Source organism: Vibrio sp. QJM3NY_39 (genome assembly GCF_057785895.1).
In genome coordinates this window covers 569,367-590,266 of sequence record NZ_CM173505.1, presented here as the reverse complement: position 1 = coordinate 590,266, position 20,900 = coordinate 569,367, and the positions used below count along the sequence as shown (strand labels likewise).

15 protein-coding genes are annotated in these 20,900 nt (G+C 45.2%); 12 read left to right on the top strand and 3 right to left on the bottom strand.

What is annotated here, in order from left to right:
* Both AC3CHU_RS02850 and erpA read right to left on the bottom strand, forming a co-directional pair.
* Entirely contained in the window at nucleotides 1-1,125 is a 1,125-nt protein-coding gene (locus AC3CHU_RS02850) for an efflux RND transporter periplasmic adaptor subunit (RefSeq protein WP_065205123.1), read from the bottom strand.
* Between the two features lie 337 nt (nucleotides 1,126-1,462).
* Nucleotides 1,463-1,804, bottom strand: coding sequence for an iron-sulfur cluster insertion protein ErpA (gene erpA / locus AC3CHU_RS02845; RefSeq protein WP_004734539.1), 342 nt, complete (start codon nucleotides 1,802-1,804; stop codon nucleotides 1,463-1,465).
* Nucleotides 1,805-2,100: 296 nt separating this feature from the next.
* Between erpA and hemL the strand changes: the two genes are divergently transcribed.
* The gene (gene hemL / locus AC3CHU_RS02840; protein ID WP_017084255.1) at nucleotides 2,101-3,396 is read left to right on the top strand and encodes a glutamate-1-semialdehyde 2,1-aminomutase; all 1,296 of its coding nucleotides are present in this window, start codon (nucleotides 2,101-2,103) and stop codon (nucleotides 3,394-3,396) included.
* 141 nt (nucleotides 3,397-3,537) lie between these two features.
* On the opposite strand, the gene AC3CHU_RS02835 is transcribed toward hemL, so the two are convergent.
* Nucleotides 3,538-3,663, bottom strand: a complete 126-nt coding sequence (locus AC3CHU_RS02835; RefSeq protein ID WP_004734537.1) for a hypothetical protein — start codon at nucleotides 3,661-3,663, stop codon at nucleotides 3,538-3,540.
* A gap of 76 nt (nucleotides 3,664-3,739) precedes the next feature.
* Between AC3CHU_RS02835 and AC3CHU_RS02830 the strand changes: the two genes are divergently transcribed.
* The 11 genes from AC3CHU_RS02830 to AC3CHU_RS02780 all read left to right on the top strand — a co-directional run bounded on the left by AC3CHU_RS02830 (nucleotide 3,740) and on the right by AC3CHU_RS02780 (nucleotide 20,891).
* Entirely contained in the window at nucleotides 3,740-4,825 is a 1,086-nt protein-coding gene (locus AC3CHU_RS02830; protein WP_004734536.1) for an AI-2E family transporter, read from the top strand.
* Between the two features lie 110 nt (nucleotides 4,826-4,935).
* The gene (gene rsmC / locus AC3CHU_RS02825) at nucleotides 4,936-5,958 is read left to right on the top strand and encodes a 16S rRNA (guanine(1207)-N(2))-methyltransferase RsmC (RefSeq protein WP_054547510.1); all 1,023 of its coding nucleotides are present in this window, start codon (nucleotides 4,936-4,938) and stop codon (nucleotides 5,956-5,958) included.
* Between the two features lie 216 nt (nucleotides 5,959-6,174).
* Nucleotides 6,175-9,564, top strand: coding sequence for a response regulator (locus AC3CHU_RS02820; RefSeq protein ID WP_488525035.1), 3,390 nt, complete (start codon nucleotides 6,175-6,177; stop codon nucleotides 9,562-9,564).
* 710 nt (nucleotides 9,565-10,274) lie between these two features.
* A complete protein-coding gene (locus AC3CHU_RS02815) occupies nucleotides 10,275-11,957 on the top strand; it encodes an ABC transporter substrate-binding protein (RefSeq protein ID WP_488525034.1) in 1,683 nt (560 codons plus the stop codon).
* Nucleotides 11,958-12,126: 169 nt separating this feature from the next.
* Entirely contained in the window at nucleotides 12,127-13,113 is a 987-nt protein-coding gene (locus AC3CHU_RS02810) for an ABC transporter permease (RefSeq protein WP_004734532.1), read from the top strand.
* 2 nt (nucleotides 13,114-13,115) lie between these two features.
* Nucleotides 13,116-14,141, top strand: coding sequence for an ABC transporter permease (locus AC3CHU_RS02805; protein ID WP_004734531.1), 1,026 nt, complete (start codon nucleotides 13,116-13,118; stop codon nucleotides 14,139-14,141).
* Nucleotides 14,142-14,143: 2 nt separating this feature from the next.
* Nucleotides 14,144-15,127 (top strand): ABC transporter ATP-binding protein, encoded by a 984-nt coding sequence (locus AC3CHU_RS02800; protein ID WP_488525033.1) that lies wholly within the window; start codon nucleotides 14,144-14,146, stop codon nucleotides 15,125-15,127.
* Between the two features lie 87 nt (nucleotides 15,128-15,214).
* The gene (locus AC3CHU_RS02795) at nucleotides 15,215-16,210 is read left to right on the top strand and encodes an ABC transporter ATP-binding protein (protein ID WP_017080764.1); all 996 of its coding nucleotides are present in this window, start codon (nucleotides 15,215-15,217) and stop codon (nucleotides 16,208-16,210) included.
* 98 nt (nucleotides 16,211-16,308) lie between these two features.
* Nucleotides 16,309-18,030: a glycoside hydrolase family 9 protein gene (locus tag AC3CHU_RS02790; RefSeq protein WP_488525032.1), complete on the top strand. Its 1,722-nt coding sequence runs from the start codon at nucleotides 16,309-16,311 to the stop codon at nucleotides 18,028-18,030.
* A 2-nt stretch (nucleotides 18,031-18,032) separates the two neighbouring features.
* Entirely contained in the window at nucleotides 18,033-18,917 is an 885-nt protein-coding gene (locus AC3CHU_RS02785) for a glucosamine kinase nucleotide-binding domain-containing protein (protein ID WP_146454923.1), read from the top strand.
* A 12-nt stretch (nucleotides 18,918-18,929) separates the two neighbouring features.
* Nucleotides 18,930-20,891, top strand: a complete 1,962-nt coding sequence (locus AC3CHU_RS02780; protein WP_488525031.1) for a beta-N-acetylhexosaminidase — start codon at nucleotides 18,930-18,932, stop codon at nucleotides 20,889-20,891.
* The last annotated feature ends 9 nt before the right edge of the window (nucleotides 20,892-20,900 follow it).

Genomic DNA, 20,900 nt, shown 5'->3' with positions numbered 1-20,900 from the left:
CTACTCTGCAGTTACGTTAGAGAGTTCAGCACCTTGCTCAACAGCAATCACCGAATCACCATCACGAACAAAACCTTGCCCTACCGTGATGATATCGACACGCTGACCTAACCCCGTGAGCCACACGCCATCTTGCTCAGCTTTCACCAGTTGAATGCCGACGAATTTCACGATTGGTGAATCATCAATTGAAACCAAAGTTTTGACCCCAAGATTACCCGCCTCATCCAGTGCCAACATGGCTGGTGTCACTTTGATAGCGTCTCTCGTTTCTAGATTGAGGGTTACTTCGGCACTGACACCGGCAGGTAACAGGCCATCGGAGTTATCGATTTCAATCTCTATTGGGAAGGTATTGGTAGCAGCAGAAGAGATACGAGAAACATAGCGTAAGCGGCCTTCCGCTTCTTCTCGCCCTAACAAGCGAACCAAAGCAGATTGATTGACTAGCAAATGCTGGATATGACGCTCACTGACATCGGCCTCAATAACCAAAGGATCGAGGTCAATCACGCCCGCGACCGGATCGCCAACACCAACGAAATCACCGAGCTCCACCATCAAATCTTGAACCACACCCGAAAAAGGCGAAGTAATCACAGTATTCTTTAAAGCCAATTCCGCATTGCGCTTCATGGCCTTTGCTTCCGTTAGTGAAGCCTCTGCGGTGGTATAGGCTATCTCGCCTTGCAACCCTCTTTTCTTCAAAGACTGTGCTGCTTTAAATTCTTTTTGCTTCAAACGATATAACGCAGATGCTCGCTCCAACTGGATCTCTAAATCGCCTTTATCAATCTGAGCAATGGCTTGTCCAACTTTAACCGCATCGCCCTTAACAACGTTCAATCTAACAACCTTGCCCGCAACTTCAGCCCCCAAACGAGCATGTCTATCGGGCGCCGTTCGACCATAGAGATCAATCGTTTTAAAGGTCGGTGATGAAGTAAATGTTTGAAAAGAGACCTTCGCCAACGGAATTTCTGTCACTTTTTTCTCAGACGACTCTTCCGCTTGCCCCACTCCTAAACCAAGCCAAATCGACAACAGCACAACTAGAATCAGAGAAACCAACCACGGCTGCTTCAGTTTCTGAAAAAGTGGAGAGTTAGAAAATAGAGTGGGCATAGCAAATCCTTTTGTCCGATGTTATTAAGGCGCGCTAATTAGCTTAACACTGTCATATGCAACATCCTGATGCACAGCGGTAACCTTAACAGACCCACACCCAACGAAGTTGGACTCTATCGACAGTTTAAAAAATATGGCGTTTACTATAAGTCAGGCAGATGAAATAAAGATCACACATGCCCAAGCTAAATACCTCTTGGTGTATATGGCTAAAATAGGTCGAATTACTGTCTGTTTTATATGATGTATTTCTTAAAAAAAAACGCCGAGCATGAGCTCAGCGTTTAAAATATTTCTAATGTAGCTCTCAGTTCAAGCTACCTTTCAGTTCACGTTAGACGCTAAATGATGCACCACAGCCACATGTTGTGGTCGCGTTCGGGTTGTTCACAAAGAAACGTGCGCCTTCTAGGCCTTCAGTGTAATCAACCATGCCGCCCATTAAGTACTGTAGGCTCATTGGGTCAACAACCAGCGTAACACCGCTGTTTACAATAGTAGTGTCGCCATCATTTACTTTTTCATCAAATGTGAAGCCGTATTGGAAACCACTACAACCACCACCTGTAATGTATACACGCAGTTTTAGTTCTGGGTTTTCTTCTTCAGCAATTAGCGTTTGAACGCGTGTAGCTGCTGCATCAGAAAAAGACAATGGGATATTTACTTCGCTCACGACAACCTCTCTTACCTGTGTCAAAAACAACATGATACAAATCTAATTCGAGACCATAGTTGTTGAGTATTTTCTTATATTCTGGTGATTATCTAATACCTGACTGAAACGTTCAAGTATTCACCACAGGATCGTTCCTTTTACTGTCGTAAACTCGCCCATATCTGACAATTAAAACGTGTAACCACACAAAACAACCAGATTCGGGGGATTATATCGGCGAAAGCATTCCTAGTTGGATTCTGGATAGGTACAATGCGTGCCAATTGGTCCGACAGTCAAAAGAGGATATATCAATGACCAAATCAGCAGAACTGTATCAAAAGGCACAGCAAACTATTCCAGGTGGCGTTAACTCTCCAGTGCGCGCTTTTAACGGTGTAGGTGGTTCTCCAATCTTCGTTGATAGAGCTGACGGCCCACTTCTTTTTGATGCTGATGGGAAAGCATATATCGATTACGTTGGCTCTTGGGGCCCAATGATCCTTGGTCACAACCACGCAGTTATCCGTGAAGCTGTCATTGATGCAGCGCAACGCGGCCTTAGCTTCGGTGCTCCAACCGAAACTGAAATTAAAATGGCTGAACTTGTCTCTGAGATGGTTCCATCAATGGAACAGCTGCGTATGGTGAGCTCAGGTACAGAAGCAACAATGAGTGCGATTCGTCTTGCTCGTGGCTTTACTGGCCGTGACAAAATTCTTAAGTTTGAAGGCTGTTACCACGGTCACGCAGACAGCCTACTGGTAAAAGCAGGTTCTGGTGCACTGACTTTAGGTCAACCAAGCTCTCCTGGCGTACCAGCTGATTTTGCGAAACTAACGCTAACAGCAACCTTCAACAATCTAGATTCAGTACGCGAAATCTTCGCAGCAAACAAAGGCGAGATCGCTTGTATCATCGTTGAGCCAGTCGCGGGTAACATGAACTGCATCCCTCCTGTCGAAGGCTTCCACGAAGGTCTACGTGAAATCTGTGACCAAGAAGGTGCGTTGCTGATCTTTGATGAAGTAATGACAGGTTTCCGCGTTGCTGAAGGTTGTGCTCAGGCTTACTACAACATCAAGCCAGACCTAACGTGTCTTGGTAAAGTGATTGGCGGCGGCATGCCTGTGGGTGCTTTCGGTGGTCGTAAAGACGTGATGCAATACATCGCACCAACTGGCCCTGTTTACCAAGCGGGGACGCTTTCAGGTAACCCTGTTGCTATGGCAGCTGGCTACGCGTGTTTGAACCTTCTAAGAGAGGAAGGCAACGAAAAGCGTCTAGCATCAAAAACTAAGCAACTGGCTAATGGCTTCAAGCAACTAGCAGACAAGCACGGCATTCCAATGCTAGTTCACCAAGTTGGCGGTATGTTTGGTTTCTTCTTCACTGACCAAGAAACTGTGACGTGCTACGAAGATGTAACTAAGTGTGATGTCGAACGCTTCAAGCGCTTCTTCCACCTAATGTTAGATCACGGTGTTTACCTTGCACCTTCAGCATTCGAAGCAAGCTTTACTTCTCTTGCTCATGGTTCAAAAGAACTGGATGCAACACTAGAAGCTGCTGATCGCTCTCTTGCGATCATTGCTGCTGAAAGCAAATAGTCGAAAGCACTTTATAAGTCGCTAACCGATTGAATTTAGGGCTGCATTAGATGCAGCCCTTTTTAATACATCACGCTCGCTAACCACAAATATAACAGCTTACTTACCCTTCGATTAAGGCTAAAACTGAACTAAAAACGCCTAACGTTCCCAGAAAAGAAAAACCAACAACATCAAGGTACCAAGGAACATTCTGAACCAAGGGATCTCTTTTTTTGTTTGCTGTTCTTCATCTTGGCATTTCTTATCTTTATTACAGCATCCCATTATCAAAACTCCTCATTGCTAACTCTCTGTTTTGCAGCCATTATAAACTCAGAACGCAAATATAGAGACCATTAACGTGTCAGAAAAACTCAAAATCAATACTAGCCACTGGGTGATCATCATTGCCCTACTTGCGGCGGCTTATGCTTGTTACTTGCTTATAGAGCCGTACGTCAACTCAATCGTGATGGCCTTTATCATTTCACTATTGATGTTCCCAATCCATGAGTGGCTTGAAAAAAAGCTCCCGAATAAAGAAAACATCGTCTCTCTGCTGTCTTGTGTGATTCTGACTTTCATTATTGTTATCCCTTTATTGGCAGTATTCGCCGCAATTGTTCAGCAAGGTTCTCTGTTCTCTCAAAACACCTACCAATGGGTGACCCACGGCGGTATTCAGACTCTGTTTGCACACCCATTAGTGGTCAAAGCGCTGTCATTTGTGAATAACTACTTGCCTTTCGACAACATTGAGCCTCAAGCCATCGCACAGAAAGTCGGTGAATTTGCGACCAGCTTTGGTTCAAAATTGGTTGGTATCAGTGCAAAAATCCTTGGTGATGCGACAAATTTCTTGATGGATTTCTTCTTGATGCTGTTTGTTCTGTTCTTCCTACTAAGAGATCACGACAAAATCATCAGTGTGGTTCGTCATATTCTTCCTTTATCTCGCAGCCAAGAAGACAAGCTTCTAACAGAGATTGAGCAAGTATCTAAATCAGCTGTAATGGGTTCATTCTTAACCGCAATAGCGCAAGGTTTTGCGGGCGGGTTAGGTATGTGGATTGCCGGTTTCCCAGGCCTATTCTGGGGCACCATGATGGGCTTTGCCTCTTTCATCCCAGTTGTGGGGACCGCTCTAATCTGGATCCCTGCGGCGACCTACTTGTTCCTAACAGGCGATACCACGTGGGCGATTTTCCTAACGGTTTACTGTGTAGCGATTGTTGGTTCTATTGATAACCTGCTTCGTCCGCTGCTGATGCAAGGCAGTGCAGGCATGAATACCCTGATGATCTTCTTCTCACTGTTAGGTGGTATTCAATTGTTCGGCTTAATTGGTCTTATCTACGGCCCACTAATCTTTGCGATTACCATCGTCCTATTCAACATCTACGATGAAGAGTTTAAAGACTTTTTAAACCAGCAAGACAAGAGTTAACGAACTTGACGTCAACTTGATTGGCGAACCCGTATTAAACACTTCAAGCTTTGGGCGGATTATGCGAAAATCCGCCCTCATTTTTTGCTAACGATTCAATAGAGTGTCCTATGTCAGCTTATATTGCCCCAAGCCAGATTGCTCAACGCCAACTCGCCTACTTTGAAGGCAAACATGTTTTAGTTGCTGGTGAGGCAGAAGACTTATTCCCTGTTGAATTAGCGAAACATTGTGAATCAGTCACCGTGTTTACCTCTAATTACAGCTACTACCGTCAATTAGAAGGCTGCAACACCATCCAACGTTTTTATGGTGCGGAGTTTACCGAAGAAACCAAAGCCGACTTAGTGATGCTGTACTGGCCAAAGGCTAAAGCAGAAGCGGAATTTCTGTTGGCGATGTTATTTGCCAAGCTAGGTAAAGATACCGAAATCGTTGTGGTTGGTGAGAACCGTTCAGGCGTGAAAAGCATCGAGAAGATGTTTGCTCCTTACGGTAAAGTCGTGAAATACGATTCGGCACGTCGTTGCTCTTTCTACTGGGGTCAATGCTTCGAGCAACCACAAGCCTTCAATCTGCAAGACTGGTTTAAAACCTATACGGTTAACATTGATGAGCAGTCACTGACTGTAAAAAGCCTTCCAGGAGTGTTTAGTCACGGCCAATTTGATGTAGGTAGCCAACTGCTACTTGATACTCTGCCAAAACTGAAAGGTAAGGTACTGGATTTCGGTTGTGGTGCAGGTGTATTAGGCGCGGTAATGGCATCTCGCAACCCTGATATCGAGCTGGAAATGTGTGACATTAGCGCTTTCGCAGTAGCATCGAGTCAAGCCACCTTGCAAGCGAATGGTTTGACAGGTCATGTGTTTGCTTCAGATGTCTATTCTGATACGTCAAAAGACTACCAATTCATCATCAGTAATCCACCATTCCATTCTGGTTTGGATACAAGCTACAGCGCGACTGAGACCTTACTTGCTCAGGCTCCTAAGCATTTGAAGCGTTCTGGCGAGATGATTATTGTTGCGAACAGTTTCTTAAAATACGTTCCAATTATTGAACAAGCGTTTGGAAAATGCGCGACTCTAAATAAGACCACTAAATTCGCGATCTACCACGCAAACAAATAGCCTATCTAGCACAGCGCAGGGTCATTATCTGCGCTGTCTGTTCATATTTTTGTCAAAACTCTATAAAAATGAGCTTTTGCACACGCTTTAAATACCACTTACTTGTCAAAGTAAAAAAACTCGTTAATTTCGTTAAATTGGAACCCGTTAATTCTATTCTCTGTACTTGTTTTCACCCCTTTTAGCAGTACATCAAAGGAAAGTAGTACCCAATTTATGTTTAGATTCTATCGTAAGCAGAAGTTTAAGCGCCTTCAAAATACCCTAATGCTGGCATTTCTTGTCCTCAGTATTACCCCAGTGACACTTATCGCGATATTTTTCCTCCAGTCGCACAGTCAGGATCTTCAGGAACAAAGTACTTCGCACCTTGTTTCGGTCCGTGATACTAAGCAACAGCAAATTGTCGATTACCTACAAGCTCAAGAGTCCCAAGTCATGGGCTTTGTTCGCTCAGAACTTGCCAATGCCAGTGGCGGGCGATTCTATGGTTTGATCAATGCATTCCAACGCTTAGGGTTAGATATTGACGAAGCACGCAGTAATGCGCAGCAGCGTTACATTCAAGGCTCAGGCGATCAAATCAAGACATCGATTCTTCCAGAATCTAGTAGCTTTATTGGCAGCGAACGTTATCGACTGCTTCACAAGCGCTACCATAACTCATATCAGGAATTGCTTAAGCGTTCAGACTTTGATGACATTCTATTAGTCGACATTAACGGTAACGTCGCTTACTCAATCTTTAAGCGTGATGATTACGGCACTAACTTGCTAACAGGTAAGTACAAAGATTCAAACCTAGGCGTTACCTTTCAACGCTTAGCAAAAGACGTAAAAGACAAACGTAAATCCAACGAGGACTATACGCCGGTTATCGTTTCTGACTTTAAAGATGAGAACGGTAAGCAGACGGCTTGGTTAGGTGCGCCTATTGTTCAACAAGGCTACCTGCACAGTTACGCCATGTTTAGGCTGCCAATCAATGGGATTACTAAGCTGATTGCGGATCTCAACAAGAGTTCAAATATTCAAACACTGCTTGTGGGTGATGATCACCTGCCACGCAGCCTCGCCCATTCGCAAGAGTCGATTAATTTAAGCTTAGACGTTGTCGACAAAGCATTGGCTGGCGAAACAGCCGTTGGTACGTTCAACAACACTCAAGATCAAGCGATCATCGCAGCATATACCCCAATTGAGCTGAAATACGCAACATGGGCTCTTGTCGTAGAGCTGCCAGAAAAAGAGGCGTTTGCCCGTATTCATCAATTAGAGAAGATCTTCGTGATCGTGATGCTAACGGCGATCATTCTTGTGTTTGTCGCATCGCATTATCTGTCCAATTTCATCACTTCCCCTCTCCTCAAGCTCACATGGGCTGCCGAGAAAGTCTCTGCTGGTGATCTTGATGAAACCATGATCAATACCGAACGCAAAGATGAAATAGGTCGACTCGCGGTTAGCTTCGAAAGAATGCAGCGATCGATCCGTGAAAAAATGCAGCTCATCAAGAGCCAAAACGGTGAGCTTGAGGACAACCTTAAGACCATTCAAAAGCAAAACGAAGAGTTACAACTGGCGAACAAACTTAAAGATGAATTCTTAGCCACCACCTCACATGAATTGAGAACGCCATTGCATGGCATGGTTGGTATCGCTGAAGCGCTAATATCTGGTGCTAACGGCCCTATTCCTGCCAACCAGAAGTACCAATTGGATATCATCATCAATAGTGGTCAGAGGTTGGCTACACTGGTTGATGACCTGCTTGATTATCACAAGATGCGCTATGGCAGCTTGGATATTAAGAAGTCTGCTGTTGATTTATCTGCTGCCACCAGCTTAGTGCTTGAGTTATCTCATCACCTGTTAGGCAACAAACCGATCCGTATTATTAACCAAGTGCCAAGTGACTTAGGTTTAGTCTCATCTGATCCACAACGCCTTGAACAAGTAATGTATAACTTGGTCGGCAATGCCATCAAGTACACATCCGAAGGTAAGATTGTTATCTCAGCGAGTGTTATCGACGACAATATTCGAGTTCAAGTTGTCGATACCGGCCAAGGTATCCCAGCAGAGTACCTAGAACACATCTTTGAACCACTGATTCAAGCAGGACAAGACTCAAGTAACTATCGCCAAGGTGCTGGACTTGGATTATCCATTAGTCGCCAGCTGATTGAGCTAATGGGTGGCTCACTGTACGTAAGTAGCCAACCTATGCTTGGCACTACATTCAGCTTTACATTACCTTTAGCTACTCAAGAAGAATTGGATAGTTACAATGAATCAGGGAGCTACTCACACTTCCAAGCGCCTGATTTGATTGATAACACTCAGCAAGAAAACAGCGCTATCAGTGAAGACCCGAATGGCCCGTTGTTAGTAATTGCTGATGATGAGCCGGTAAACCTACGCGTGCTAGACAGCTTCTTGAAATTGGAAGGTTATCGAGTTCGCACCGCATGTGACGGCCCAGAAACGATTGAACTGATTGAGAAAGAGAAACCAGAATTACTTCTGCTCGACATTATGATGCCAGGTATGAGCGGCTATCAGGTTTGTGAAGCACTGCGTAAGCAATACGATCATGCACAATTGCCAATCATCATGCTCACAGCTCTTAATCAAGCAGAAGACCGTGTTCGTGGCTTTGAAGCAGGTGCCAACGATTACTTGTCCAAGCCGTTTAACAAACAGGAACTGGCGGCTCGAATCACAGCGCACTTATCGGCAAGTAAGGCTGAACAAAGACGCCTTGAGAATGACCAGCTGCAACTGGAGCTCAAACACCGAGCTATGGTTGAAGCGAACTTACTAGAAACTCAAGGACGCTTGCTAGAACAATTAGAGTCAGCACCAGAAGCCATCATCTGTATTCGAGAAGACCAACGTATTCGCTTTGCCAACGAAGCTGCGGCTAAGCTGTTTAGACGCGGGCAAGAACAACTCAAGCGCTCAATGGCCGACGAGATCATCGCGCCTAAATACCTGAAGGTGGAACAAGCTCACTACTGTGGTGATATTGATATCTATATAGACGACACACGTCAGCGCATTCCAAGTGATATCCTTAAGCTACCTGAAGGCTCAGGGCTCGACACCATGTATATCTTCAATGTCGGTGGTGGCGTTAACTCAAACCGAGTCAATAACCTTGAAACAGCGGTTGAGGCACTTTCAAGCTACGCCTTTGAAGGTGACAAAGATAAGCTTCAACAACTGAAGGAGCTTGGCGGTGAATTTACTCGCCTTGCAGATAAGGCAACCGGTGAAGGTAAAAACAAACAAGAGCTGATGCGTGAAGTACTAGTCGATGTCATGACCAATGCCATTATCTACTGGGAGTCGGTTACAGGGGAGACCAAGTTTGCTTTCGCAGAAAAGAGTGGCTTGTGGCGAGTCTACTTAGACCGTAGTACCCTGCAAACTAGAACGCTAGACAAATACCTACGCGTAGAAACTCTACCGAAAACACCTCGCTGGCGAACGGTACTGAGCTCTATCGAATTCATTCTTGAGCACTGTAAAGAACAAACACCAGAAAGAACTCATATCGAGATGCTAAGGGATAAACTACAGAAACTACTGACCAGCTAACCCTGAGGTAAGATCACGATACTGTAAATAATGGAGCCCACCTAGCGTGGGCTTTTTTATGAGTATCATTCACGAACAAAGCACAATAACGTCTATTCAGACACACTTATTTCACTGTATTAAACAAGCAAAGTGACACGTTACTCAAGCTTAAATAATCATCAGTTCAATCACTCTTTGGAAGCTTTTTCTTGGCTGAATTTCACATTCCTCTGACTCTTTGTTGCAGTTTGAGAAGCGAGTCACAACAGAACGGCAGATTTAATTTTCTAGGGAAATTTAACGTAAAATCGGCAAGTGACCAAGATCTACAATTACATCATTCCAGCCTAAGGCTTTATAATAAAAAGCCTATAAAGTTAGTGACCACTTACAATTAACCGACATAGCAAAACCAAATGCGAGTCACATCACCTTAACAATTACGCACAAAAAACCATCAAAGCACCCCATTTTGACGTTAATGACGTGGGATTATGTCTTTTTAACGTTTTTGACGGGAAACGAGTTTGATTAATTCATCGATAAGGTGTTTTCTTACTCCTGCCAAAGGCCTACAGGCCACTCTTACCACTTCTCAGAATCAACGATGAATCTGGAGCAATGAAGAAGAGGTAGGCCTTTAACTAGAGTGTGTATCTACTAAACAATTTAGCGACAGATAACATTCAATCCATTAGTGAAATGAAAGCAAATAGTAAGGAACAGCTATGCTTGCCAATATAAAAAAAACAGCAATAGCAACAGCAATTATTGCAACTGCTACAACAGGTTTTGCATCAGTAGCAACAGCTGCAGAACGCAGTGAGTTGACTATTCACCCGAAAGAGTACACTACATTCGTACGTAACTTTAACCCGTACCTTGGTGCTACCAACCTACATACTACAACCGACTTCCTTTATGAGCCGCTAGTAGTATTTAACGAAATGCACGGTAACACTCCTGTGTTCCGTCTAGCTGAAAACTTCACAATGTCAGATGATCTGATGAGCGTAGTTTTCGACATTCGTAAGGGTGTTAAATGGTCTGACGGAGAAACTTTCTCTGCTGATGATGTTGTTTTTTCTTTCAACCTTGTAAAAGAGAAACCAGAGCTTGACCAATCTGGCATCAACTCTTGGGTAACTTCTGTAGAAAAACTGAACGACTACCAAGTTAAGTTCAGCCTAACAGAAGCTAACTCGAACGTACCTTACGAGATTGCTAAAGTACCAGTAGTACCTAAGCACATCTGGAAAGGCGTGAAAGATCCATCAACGTTTACCAATGAGAACCCAGTAGGTTCTGGTCCGTTTACAGAAATCGATACGTTTACAGCTCAGCTATACATCCAGTGTGCTAACCCGAACTACTGGGATGCAGACAACCTAGATGTTGACTGTCTACGTGTTCCACAAATTGCGAACAACGACCAGTTCCTAGGTAAAGTTGTAAACAGTGAAATGGACTGGACGTCTTCTTTCGTTCCAGATATCGATCGTACATACGCTGCAGCTAGCCCTAAACACCACTACTGGTACCCGCCAGCAGGTACACAGGCATTCATAGTTAACTTCAAGCACCCTGATGCTGCGAAGCATGAAGCATTGAGCAACGTTGAATTCCGTCGTGCTTTCTCTATGGCTCTTGACCGTCAAACTATCATCGATATCGCATTCTACGGTGGCGGTACTGTGAACGATTTCGCATCGGGTCTTGGCTACGCATTTGAAGCTTGGTCTGATGAAAAAACTCATGACAAGTACAAAGGCTTCAACACTTACAACGCTGAAGGCGCGAAGAAGCTTCTTGCTGACGCTGGCTTCAAAGATGTAAACAAAGATGGTTTTGTTGATACTCCATCAGGCAAGTCTTTCGAACTAATGATTCAATCGCCAAACGGCTGGACTGACTTCAACAACACAGTTCAACTAGCGGTAGAACAGCTAAACGAAATCGGTATTAAAGCGAAAGCTCGTACACCTGACTTCTCTGTTTACAACCAAGCAATGCTTGAAGGTACATACGACGTAGCATACACAAACTACTTCCACGGTGCGGATCCATACACGTACTGGAACAGTGCTTACAACTCATCACTACAATCTGGTGATGGTATGCCTCGTTTCGCGATGCACTTCTACCAAAACGACAAGCTAGATGGTCTTCTAAACAGCTTCTACAAAACGGCTGATAAGAACGAGCAGCTAGATATTGCACACGGTATCCAGCAAATCATCGCTGCAGACCAAGTGACAATCCCAGTGATGTCTGGTGCTTACATGTACCAATACAACACGACTCGCTTCACTGGTTGGTGGAACGAAGAAAATCCAAAAGGCCGTCCAAATATTTGGGCTGGTATTCCAGAGCGTCTACTTCATGTACTGGACCTAAAACCAGTTAAATAAGTAATCGTTCAATCTTTGCGGCGTAACTTCTTACGCCGCTTATAAAAATCCCCACACTATCAATTGAAAGTATGGCGCTAGTCGTCAGGGGATTTTTCGTTCCAAATTTCGCTAGGAGCGACCTGAATCCAGAAACAGGGAAACAATCTGGGTGAGTAAGGTGTGAGTTATGGGTTATTTTTTAAGACGTTTGTCATTTTATTTTGTCGCGCTATTAGTTGCAGCGACGTTAAACTTTATTATTCCAAGAGCAATGCCTGGTGACCCAGTTACCATGATGTTTGCGAACGCTTCTGTACAAGTTACTCCTGAGCGTATTGCGGCAATGAAAGAACTATTAGGCTTCGTTGATGGCGGCTTACTGGTTCAATACGGCGCATACATGAAGAACATTCTAAGCTGGGAGCTTGGTACATCAATTCAATTCTACCCACTTTCAGTAAATACACTGTTAGGTGGCGCATTCGGTTGGTCGCTATTCTTAGCAGGCACTGCCGTTATTCTTTCTTTCTCGATTGGCTCAATCCTAGGTATTTTTGCAGCGTGGAAACGTGGCAGTAAATACGATGCTTTTGTGACTCCAGGGATGCTTATTCTACAAGCTGTTCCTCAAGTTGTTATTGCCATGCTTGCGCTATTTACCTTCGCAATTGGTTTGAAGTGGTTCCCAACTGGCTACGCCTATACCGCTGGTACGATACCTGACTGGACAAGTTGGGCATTCATCAAAGACGTTGCTTACCACGCTTTCTTACCTCTGGTATGTGCTTCGGTTGTTCAAATTGGTGGCTTCCTAGTAAACATGCGTAACAACATGATCAACCTACTCGCAGAAGACTACATCACCATGGCGAAAGGCAAAGGCCTTAGCGAAAACCGAGTGGTATTCAATTACGCAGCTCGTAACGCGATGCTACCAAGTGTGACAGCACTTTCGATGTCTCTAGGTATGGCAATCGGCGGTCAGTTAATTATCGAAATCATCTTTAACTACCCAGGTCTTGGTAGCGTACTTTTCAACGCAATTAACGCTCGTGACTACCAAGTATTGCAAGGCCAACTGCTTATCATGACGCTATTCATGCTGTTCTTTAACCTTGTTGCAGACATGCTTTACGTTGTTCTTGACCCTCGTCTTCGTAAGGGTGGTAAATAATCATGAAAGATATTCTAAAACTCATTTGGCGCAATCCGATGGCCCTAACCGGTGTCATCATCCTAAGTATTTTTATTCTTGGTGCTATTGCGGCTCCATTGATCACCAAACATGTACCAGACAAGCGTACAGGTAACCCACACGAGTACCCTGGCTTCGTCGTAAAGTCTGCACAAACGAACCCTGACGGCTGGGTTGCTCAAAACCTAGCAGACGACCGTCGCACACTTATCATGTCTAAGAAGGCAGACCATGTACTGGGGACAACTCGTATGGGCCGTGACGTTTGGTCACAAGTGGTATACGGCGCACGTGTATCTCTGGCTGTAGGTTTTGGTGCGGGCCTTACCGTATGTTTACTAGCAACGGTTATCGGTGTTTCCGCGGGCTACTTTGGCGGCCGTGTCGATGACATTTTGACAGCCGCAATGAACATCATGTTGGTTATTCCTCAATACCCATTACTGTTCGTAGTTGCAGCCTTTATCGGTGAGGCAGGGCCACTCACCATAACCTTAGTTATCGGCTTTATGTCCTGGGCTTGGGGCGCGCGTGTTGTTCGTTCCCAAACGTTAGCACTGCGTGAAAAAGAGTTTGTAAAAGCCGCTGAAGTTTTGGGTGAATCTTCATTCCGTATCATCTTCGTAGAGATTCTTCCAAACCTTATCTCTATCGTTGGCGCGAGCTTCATCGGTTCGGTGATGTACGCAATCATGATGGAAGCTACGATTTCGTTCCTAGGTCTTGGTGACCCGAACACAATCAGCTGGGGAATCATGCTTTACAACGTTCAAACCTCTTCATCAATGCTGATTGGCGCTTGGTGGGAACTGTTGGCTCCTTGTATCGCATTAACACTACTTGTAACTGGCCTTGCTCTACTTAACTTCGCGGTCGATGAAATTGCCAACCCGCAACTGCGTTCTCACAAAGGCATGAAGCGTTGGAAAAAACTAGCGGCTCAAGATAAAGAAGAACGTGAACCAGAACTACCACCACAAAATGCACTTTGGAGCGGAGATAAATAATCATGTCTGAACCACTAATTTCAATCCGCAACTTATGCGTGGATTACATCACAGAGTCTGGCGATGTTCGCGCGTGTAATAACGTAAGTTTTGACATCGCTCCGGGTGAAGTATTCGGCTTAGCTGGTGAATCTGGCTGTGGTAAATCAACCGTTGCTTTCTCTCTTATGCGTCTTCATAAGCCGCCCGCTTACATCAGTGGTGGTGAAGTCATCTTCAATGGTGAGAACATCCTTGAATACAGTGACGAACGTATGCAAGCGTTCCGCTGGAGCGAGATGTCGATGGTATTCCAGAGTGCGATGAACGCACTCAACCCTGTACTTCCAATGGAAGAACAGTTCTGTGATGTGATTATGCATCACACCAACATGACTCGTGAACAAGCTAAGCAACGCGCTGAAGGTCTACTTGAAATCGTCGATATTCACCCGAGCCGATTGAGTGACTACCCTCACCAATTCTCTGGCGGCATGCGTCAACGCTTAGTTATTGCTATCGCTTTAGCATTGAATCCAAAGCTGATCATTATGGATGAGCCAACGACCGCGCTTGATGTGGTTGTTCAACGCGAAATCCTACAAAAGATCTATGCACTAAAAGAAGAGTTTGGTTTCTCAATTCTGTTCATCACCCATGACTTGTCATTGATGGTCGAGTTCTCTGACCGTATCGGCATCATGTACTCCGGTGAACTTATCGAGGTCGCGAACTCTCAAGATATTCTAGAAAACCCTTACCACCCTTACACCAAAGGGCTGGGCAGTTCTTTCCCTCCACTAACAGGGCCAAAGACAAAACTAGCGGGTATTCCGGGCAACCCTCTGAACCTCCTAGAGATTCCTGAAGGGTGTCGTTTCCAAGCTCGATGTGACCGTGTACATGAAGCTTGTACTAAGGTGCCAACCAAGCTGCGCTCTATCGACCCTGGACACTTGTCTAACTGCCACCTGTACGGTGACCCAATAGTAAAAAGAAAGCTATAGCTTGCACGCTGAATCAGCGTGGATAACGAATAAGGCGGCTCGACCGTCGAAAAGCAAGCAAAGCGAACAAGGATTCTGGAGACAATTATGAGCAAAGATTTCGGTCAATTATTGGTAGAAGGCAAGAATGTCGTAAAAGACTTCCCAATAAGCAGTACCACCATTCAAACCCCAATGATGCGTGCGATTAACGACGTGTCATTCAAGATGTACAAAAGCCGTGGCCTAGCGGTGGTTGGTGAGTCTGGTTCAGGCAAATCAACAACAGCAAAAATGATCGCAAAAATGTACGCGCCTTCGGGCGGTACGATCGAATACAAAGGTCGCGATATCCAAGAGATCTCAAGCAGAAAAGATCTCATGCACTACCGTGAAGGTGTGCAGATGGTATGGCAAGACCCGTTTGGTTCACTGAACCCAACGCACAATATCTTCCACCACATCGCTCGCCCTTTGTTGATCCACAAAAAAGTATCTCCGGGCAACAAGAAAGAGTTACAGGAACGTGTATACGATCTTCTAGAGCAAGTGGGGTTAGTACCACCGCAAGCGACGGCAGAAAAGTACCCTCACCAACTCTCAGGTGGCCAGCGTCAACGTGTCAACCTTGCACGTAACATCGCGGTAGGTGCGGAAGTGGTTCTAGCCGATGAGCCAACCTCAATGCTTGATGTATCGATTCGTGCTGGTGTTTTGAACCTGATGGAAGAGATGAAGTTTGAGAAGCAAATGTCTCTACTTTATATCACTCACGACATCGCAACTGCTCGTTACATCGCTGAAGATCTTTCCGTAATGTACGTTGGACACATGGTGGAATGGGGCGATACCGATGACGTTATTGCTAACCCTCAACACCCTTACACTCAGCTATTGGTTTCGGCAGTTCCAGATCCTAAGAAATCGATCCACGACCAACTAGCAGGTAACAAAGGGGAGATCCCACTTTGGACACCAGTATCAGCAGGTTGCCCATTTGCAGGCCGTTGTACTCACGCGATGGACAAGTGTAAAGAACAGCTTCCAGGAGTTACACAGTTAGCTGATAACCACTTTGTACGTTGTTACCTACACGAAAGCTAAGCAATAAAGTCCAAGTTAGGGTCTGCGGACCCTAACTATTTATATCCAAAACATTCAAGTACCTAGCCAATAGAAACTAGGACTGTCGGAGAGTATTGATGCTGTTATTGACCAACCATATTGGCTATGAGTCCACAGGCCCAAAGCAAGCTATCTTACAAACAAAGAAAGCTCGTCTATCGAGCACTACGGCTTTACTCGTCTGTGCAGACAATCATATGACTGTCGGAAGCTTTGATGTGGTTAAACAAGGCCGCGTAGCAAATTGGCATCAAGGGCAATTCTTCACTATCGATTTCAGTTCAGTTACTGAATCTGGTCGCTACTACCTACGTTTTGACAACCTGCGTTCAGAAGTATTTGAGATTGGTAGCAACCTATTAATGAACCACACATTCTCTGATGTGCTTCATTACTTTAAGTCACAACGCTGTGGCGGTATTTTCGACAAAAAAGATCGACAAGCACAAATTCTAGGTACCGACAGATACGTCGATGTCCACGGAGGATGGTATGACGCATCAGGAGATGTCAGTAAGTATTTTAGCCACCTGTCTTATGGTAACTACCTCAATCCTCAACAGATTCCGATGGTTGTTTGGAACATGCTAAAAAGTGTGCGCTTGACTAGCCATAATCCAGACTTCCCGAAATTCTCCATGACTCGTCTAACGGAAGAGGCTCTGTTCGGTGCCGACTTCTTAGTACGTATGCAAGACGCCGACGGATACTTCTATATGACGGTATTCGACAAATGGAGCAAAGATATCAATCAGCGCGACATCTGCGCTTATGCGACTCAAGAAGGTCATAAATCAACAGACTTACAGGCGGGCTACCGACAAGGTGCAGGCGTTGCTATTGCAGCACTGGCTGCTGCATCTGAGCTTGAAACCTCTGGCAGTTACTCGAGCCACACCTACCTTGAAACGGCTGTTAAGGGTTACTGGCACCTAAAAGAGTACAACCTCCAGTACCTAAACGATGGCGAAGAGAACATCATTGATGAGTATTGCGCCCTACTCGCAGCCAATGAGCTGTATCGCGTAACTCAAGACCAGCAATACCTAACAGAAGCAAGAACTTGGGCGACTCGTTTAATCTCTCGCCAACAGTCAGATAATTCATTTGAGAACTTCTGGTCTGCAAATTCTGATGGCTATCGCCCATACTTTCATGCAGCAGAAGCTGGCCTTCCGGTGATTGCGCTATGCGAATACATCGACAACGAAACCAATGCTGAATTAAAAGAACAGGCTCGCACAGCTGTTGAGCAAGCTTGCCAGTTCGAAATCAACATTACCGACAAAGTCACCAACCCATTCGGCTACCCAAGACAGTACGTTAAATCTGTCGATGGTGATAAACGTGATGCCTTCTTCGTCGCTCAACAGAACGAGACCGGTTACTGGTGGCAAGGTGAAAATGCTCGCCTTGGTTCACTCGCAACCATGGCTTACCTAGTTCAACCGCACATTAAGGATAATGACCTTCAACAGCGTCTAATCCAGCTTTCACAAAACAGCCTTGATTGGATCTTGGGCCTCAACCCATACCATATGTGCATGCTCGATGGTCACGGCCATAACAACCCAGATTACCTACCTCAGCTTGGTTTCTTCAATGCAAAAGGTGGTGTCTGCAACGGCATCACGGCGGGCTTTGACGATGAACAAGATATCGCATTCAATCCACCAGCTCAAAAAGACGACATGCTACAAAACTGGCGTTGGGGCGAACAATGGATTCCTCATGGCGCTTGGTTCCTATTGGCAACGGCTTCGCAATTCAACTTCCTAGCCCAAAGTAAGGAGCAATAATCATGACTCTTTACTACGTAGGTATTGATGGAGGCGGTACATCTTGTCGAGCTCGAATTCGAGATGCCCAGGGCAAACTGATTGGTGAAGCGAAAAGTGGCAGTGCCAACATCCTATTGGGCGTGGATGTTGCGATGAACTCTATTGTTGATGCCATCACAAAAGCGGCACAACAAGGGCAACTCAACTCAGACCATTTTTCAAATATGCATGTTGGCCTAGCACTGGCTGGCGCTGAGCAAAAATCAGCATGGTTCGACTTCATGGCTCAACCACAGCCTTTCGCAAGCGTGACGCTAAATACCGACGCTTATGGAGCTTGTATTGGTGCTCACAACGGCCAAAACGGCGCAATCATGATTGGTGGTACGGGTTCTTGTGGAATCTACCTAAAAGACGGTGAGCAACATGTGGTTGGCGGTCGTGAATTCCCGATTTCAGATCAAGGCGGCGGCGCAGTGATGGGCTTACGTTTGATTCAACAAGTCTTGCTTGCAGAAGACGGTATTCGCAGTAAAACCCCACTGACTCTACATGTCATGAATCACTTTAATAATGATGTGGATGCCATTGTGGAGTGGTCGAAAGGCGCGATTCCAAAGGATTACGGTCAATTCTCACCAGTGATTTTTCAACTCGCTAACGAAGGCGATGAACTGGCTATCGAGATGCTCAAGCAAACCGCGGCTGATATCGAAATGTTTGTCTTGGCACTTCATCGAAAAGGCGCTGACAAGGTGTGCTTAATGGGAAGTATCGCTGAGCGTATTCTCAACTGGCTATCACCACCAGTACAACAATGGATAGTTAAACCTCAATTCGACGCTATTGAAGGCGCATTGATGTTTGCCGGGAAACCACAACACAACTTGTATCAACAGGCTTAGCAGGGAAGTTATATGAATTATCGCATCGACTTAGCTGTTCTTTCTGAACAAAAAAATAACTGCCGATTTGGCCTTACGGTACATAACTTAAGTGATCTTGACGTACAAGATTGGTCACTGCATTTTGCCTTTGACCGATTCATCCTTCCTGAGAGTTTATCGCAAGGTGAACTGACTCAAGTTGGAAGCTATTGCTCGTTCAAACCAAGTTCGCCAGTGTTAAAGGCCAATAACCATTACTACCTTGAATTCAGTATTCAAAGTGCACCATTTCGTTTCTATTCAGATGGCTTGAATGATGCCTTTATCCAATCACATCATGATGGAGAAACATCGGTACTGCCTGTCGCGATATCACCCATTGTACTGGCTTCGCCATACCGTGAACGCAATCAAATTCCTGAAGTAAGCGCAGCTGAAGTGGCATTGATTCCTCAGCCGAATCAGATCGAATTTCAGCAAGGTAGTTTCGCGCTAAGTAGATTCGCGCTAAATAACGACTGCAGAATTGAGGTTCAATCTCACCTTGCTGATAAGGCAGTATCTTGGCTGCAACAAGAATTGCTTTCTACCTTTGAACTATCTCTTTCGAACGCGCTTTCAACTGAACTTTCAAAAGACGAAAGTTGCGACATTCTATTTCGCAGCAACCCGACGTTAGACGAAGCCGAGTACAAGCTAACCGTCACGACACAACAAATAATGGTTGAATCAGGTAGCCAATCGGGCTTCACACACGCTGTAGCAAGCTTAATTCAATTGGTACAACAACTGGATGCCGAGAACTTCTCTGTGCCATGTTGCAAAATCGCCGATCAGCCTCGTTTCAAATACCGAGGCATGATGTTGGACTGCGCTCGTCACTTCCACTCGGTAGAGCAAGTGAAGCGCTTAATCAATCAACTGGCGCACTACAAGTTCAACGTTTTTCATTGGCATCTAACTGACGATGAAGGTTGGAGAATTGAGATTAAGAGCCTACCTCAGCTGACTGAAATCGGCGCTTGGCGTGGTCCTGATCATGCACTAGAACCGCAATACACCCACATTGCTGACAATTATGGCGGCTTCTACACGCAACAACAGATTCGTGAAGTGATTGAATATGCTGAGCAGCGCAGTATCACGGTTATTCCTGAAATCGATATCCCAGGACACTGTCGCGCCGCGATCAAATCACTGCCAGACATGCTAGTTGAGCAAGCAGACACCACACAATACAAGAGCATTCAGCACTACAACGACAACGTGCTAAATCCAGGTTTACCGGGTACTTACCAATTCCTAGATGCCGTTATTGAAGAAGTGGCAGAGCTTTTCCCTAGCGAATTGATCCACATGGGCGCAGATGAAGTGCCACCAGGAGTGTGGAGCAACAGCCCTGCTGCTCAAGCTCTGATGAAAGAGCATCAATATAAAGACAGTAAAGACTTGCAAGGTCACCTATTCCGTTATGCCGAGAACAAACTCAAGCAACTTGGCAAGCGCATGGTGGGCTGGGAAGAAGCGCAACACGGCGACAAAGTCAGTAAAGAGACCATCATCTACTCGTGGCTCAGTGAAGAAGCGGCAGTGAATTGCGCTCGCCAAGGCTTTGATGTGGTGCTGCAACCGGCACAATTTACCTATCTCGACATGACCCAAGATTATGCACCGGAAGAACCGGGCGTAGATTGGGCTGCCGTAATCCCATTAGAACAAGCTTATACCTACGAAGCGCTTGCTGAAATATCCGACACCGACCCAATTCGTAAGCGGATCCGCGGAATTCAGTGTGCTCTATGGTGTGAGATCGTCACCAATCAAAAGCGTATGGATTACATGGTATTCCCAAGAATTAGCGCTTTAGCTGAAGGATGTTGGACACATAAAAACAACCGAAACTGGCTAGATTACTTGTCTCGCCTAAAGGGTCACCTGCCATTACTCGACAGACTCAACGTTGACTATCGCAACCCTTGGAAAGCTCAATAAAACAAAACC

Excerpts from the sequence above, each read along its gene's own strand:
- AC3CHU_RS02800 (WP_488525033.1), top strand. The coding sequence starts at position 14,144 with ATGTCTGAACCACTAATTTCAATCCGCAACTTATGCGTGGATTACATC.
- AC3CHU_RS02790 (WP_488525032.1), top strand. The coding sequence starts at position 16,309 with ATGCTGTTATTGACCAACCATATTGGCTATGAGTCCACAGGCCCAAAG.
- AC3CHU_RS02820 (WP_488525035.1), top strand. The coding sequence starts at position 6,175 with ATGTTTAGATTCTATCGTAAGCAGAAGTTTAAGCGCCTTCAAAATACC.
- AC3CHU_RS02835 (WP_004734537.1), bottom strand. The coding sequence starts at position 3,663 with ATGGGATGCTGTAATAAAGATAAGAAATGCCAAGATGAAGAACAGCAA.
- AC3CHU_RS02795 (WP_017080764.1), top strand. The coding sequence starts at position 15,215 with ATGAGCAAAGATTTCGGTCAATTATTGGTAGAAGGCAAGAATGTCGTA.
- AC3CHU_RS02785 (WP_146454923.1), top strand. The coding sequence starts at position 18,033 with ATGACTCTTTACTACGTAGGTATTGATGGAGGCGGTACATCTTGTCGA.
- AC3CHU_RS02810 (WP_004734532.1), top strand. The coding sequence starts at position 12,127 with ATGGGTTATTTTTTAAGACGTTTGTCATTTTATTTTGTCGCGCTATTA.
- AC3CHU_RS02780 (WP_488525031.1), top strand. The coding sequence starts at position 18,930 with ATGAATTATCGCATCGACTTAGCTGTTCTTTCTGAACAAAAAAATAAC.
- AC3CHU_RS02815 (WP_488525034.1), top strand. The coding sequence starts at position 10,275 with ATGCTTGCCAATATAAAAAAAACAGCAATAGCAACAGCAATTATTGCA.
- hemL (WP_017084255.1), top strand. The coding sequence starts at position 2,101 with ATGACCAAATCAGCAGAACTGTATCAAAAGGCACAGCAAACTATTCCA.
- AC3CHU_RS02805 (WP_004734531.1), top strand. The coding sequence starts at position 13,116 with ATGAAAGATATTCTAAAACTCATTTGGCGCAATCCGATGGCCCTAACC.
- rsmC (WP_054547510.1), top strand. The coding sequence starts at position 4,936 with ATGTCAGCTTATATTGCCCCAAGCCAGATTGCTCAACGCCAACTCGCC.
- AC3CHU_RS02850 (WP_065205123.1), bottom strand. The coding sequence starts at position 1,125 with ATGCCCACTCTATTTTCTAACTCTCCACTTTTTCAGAAACTGAAGCAG.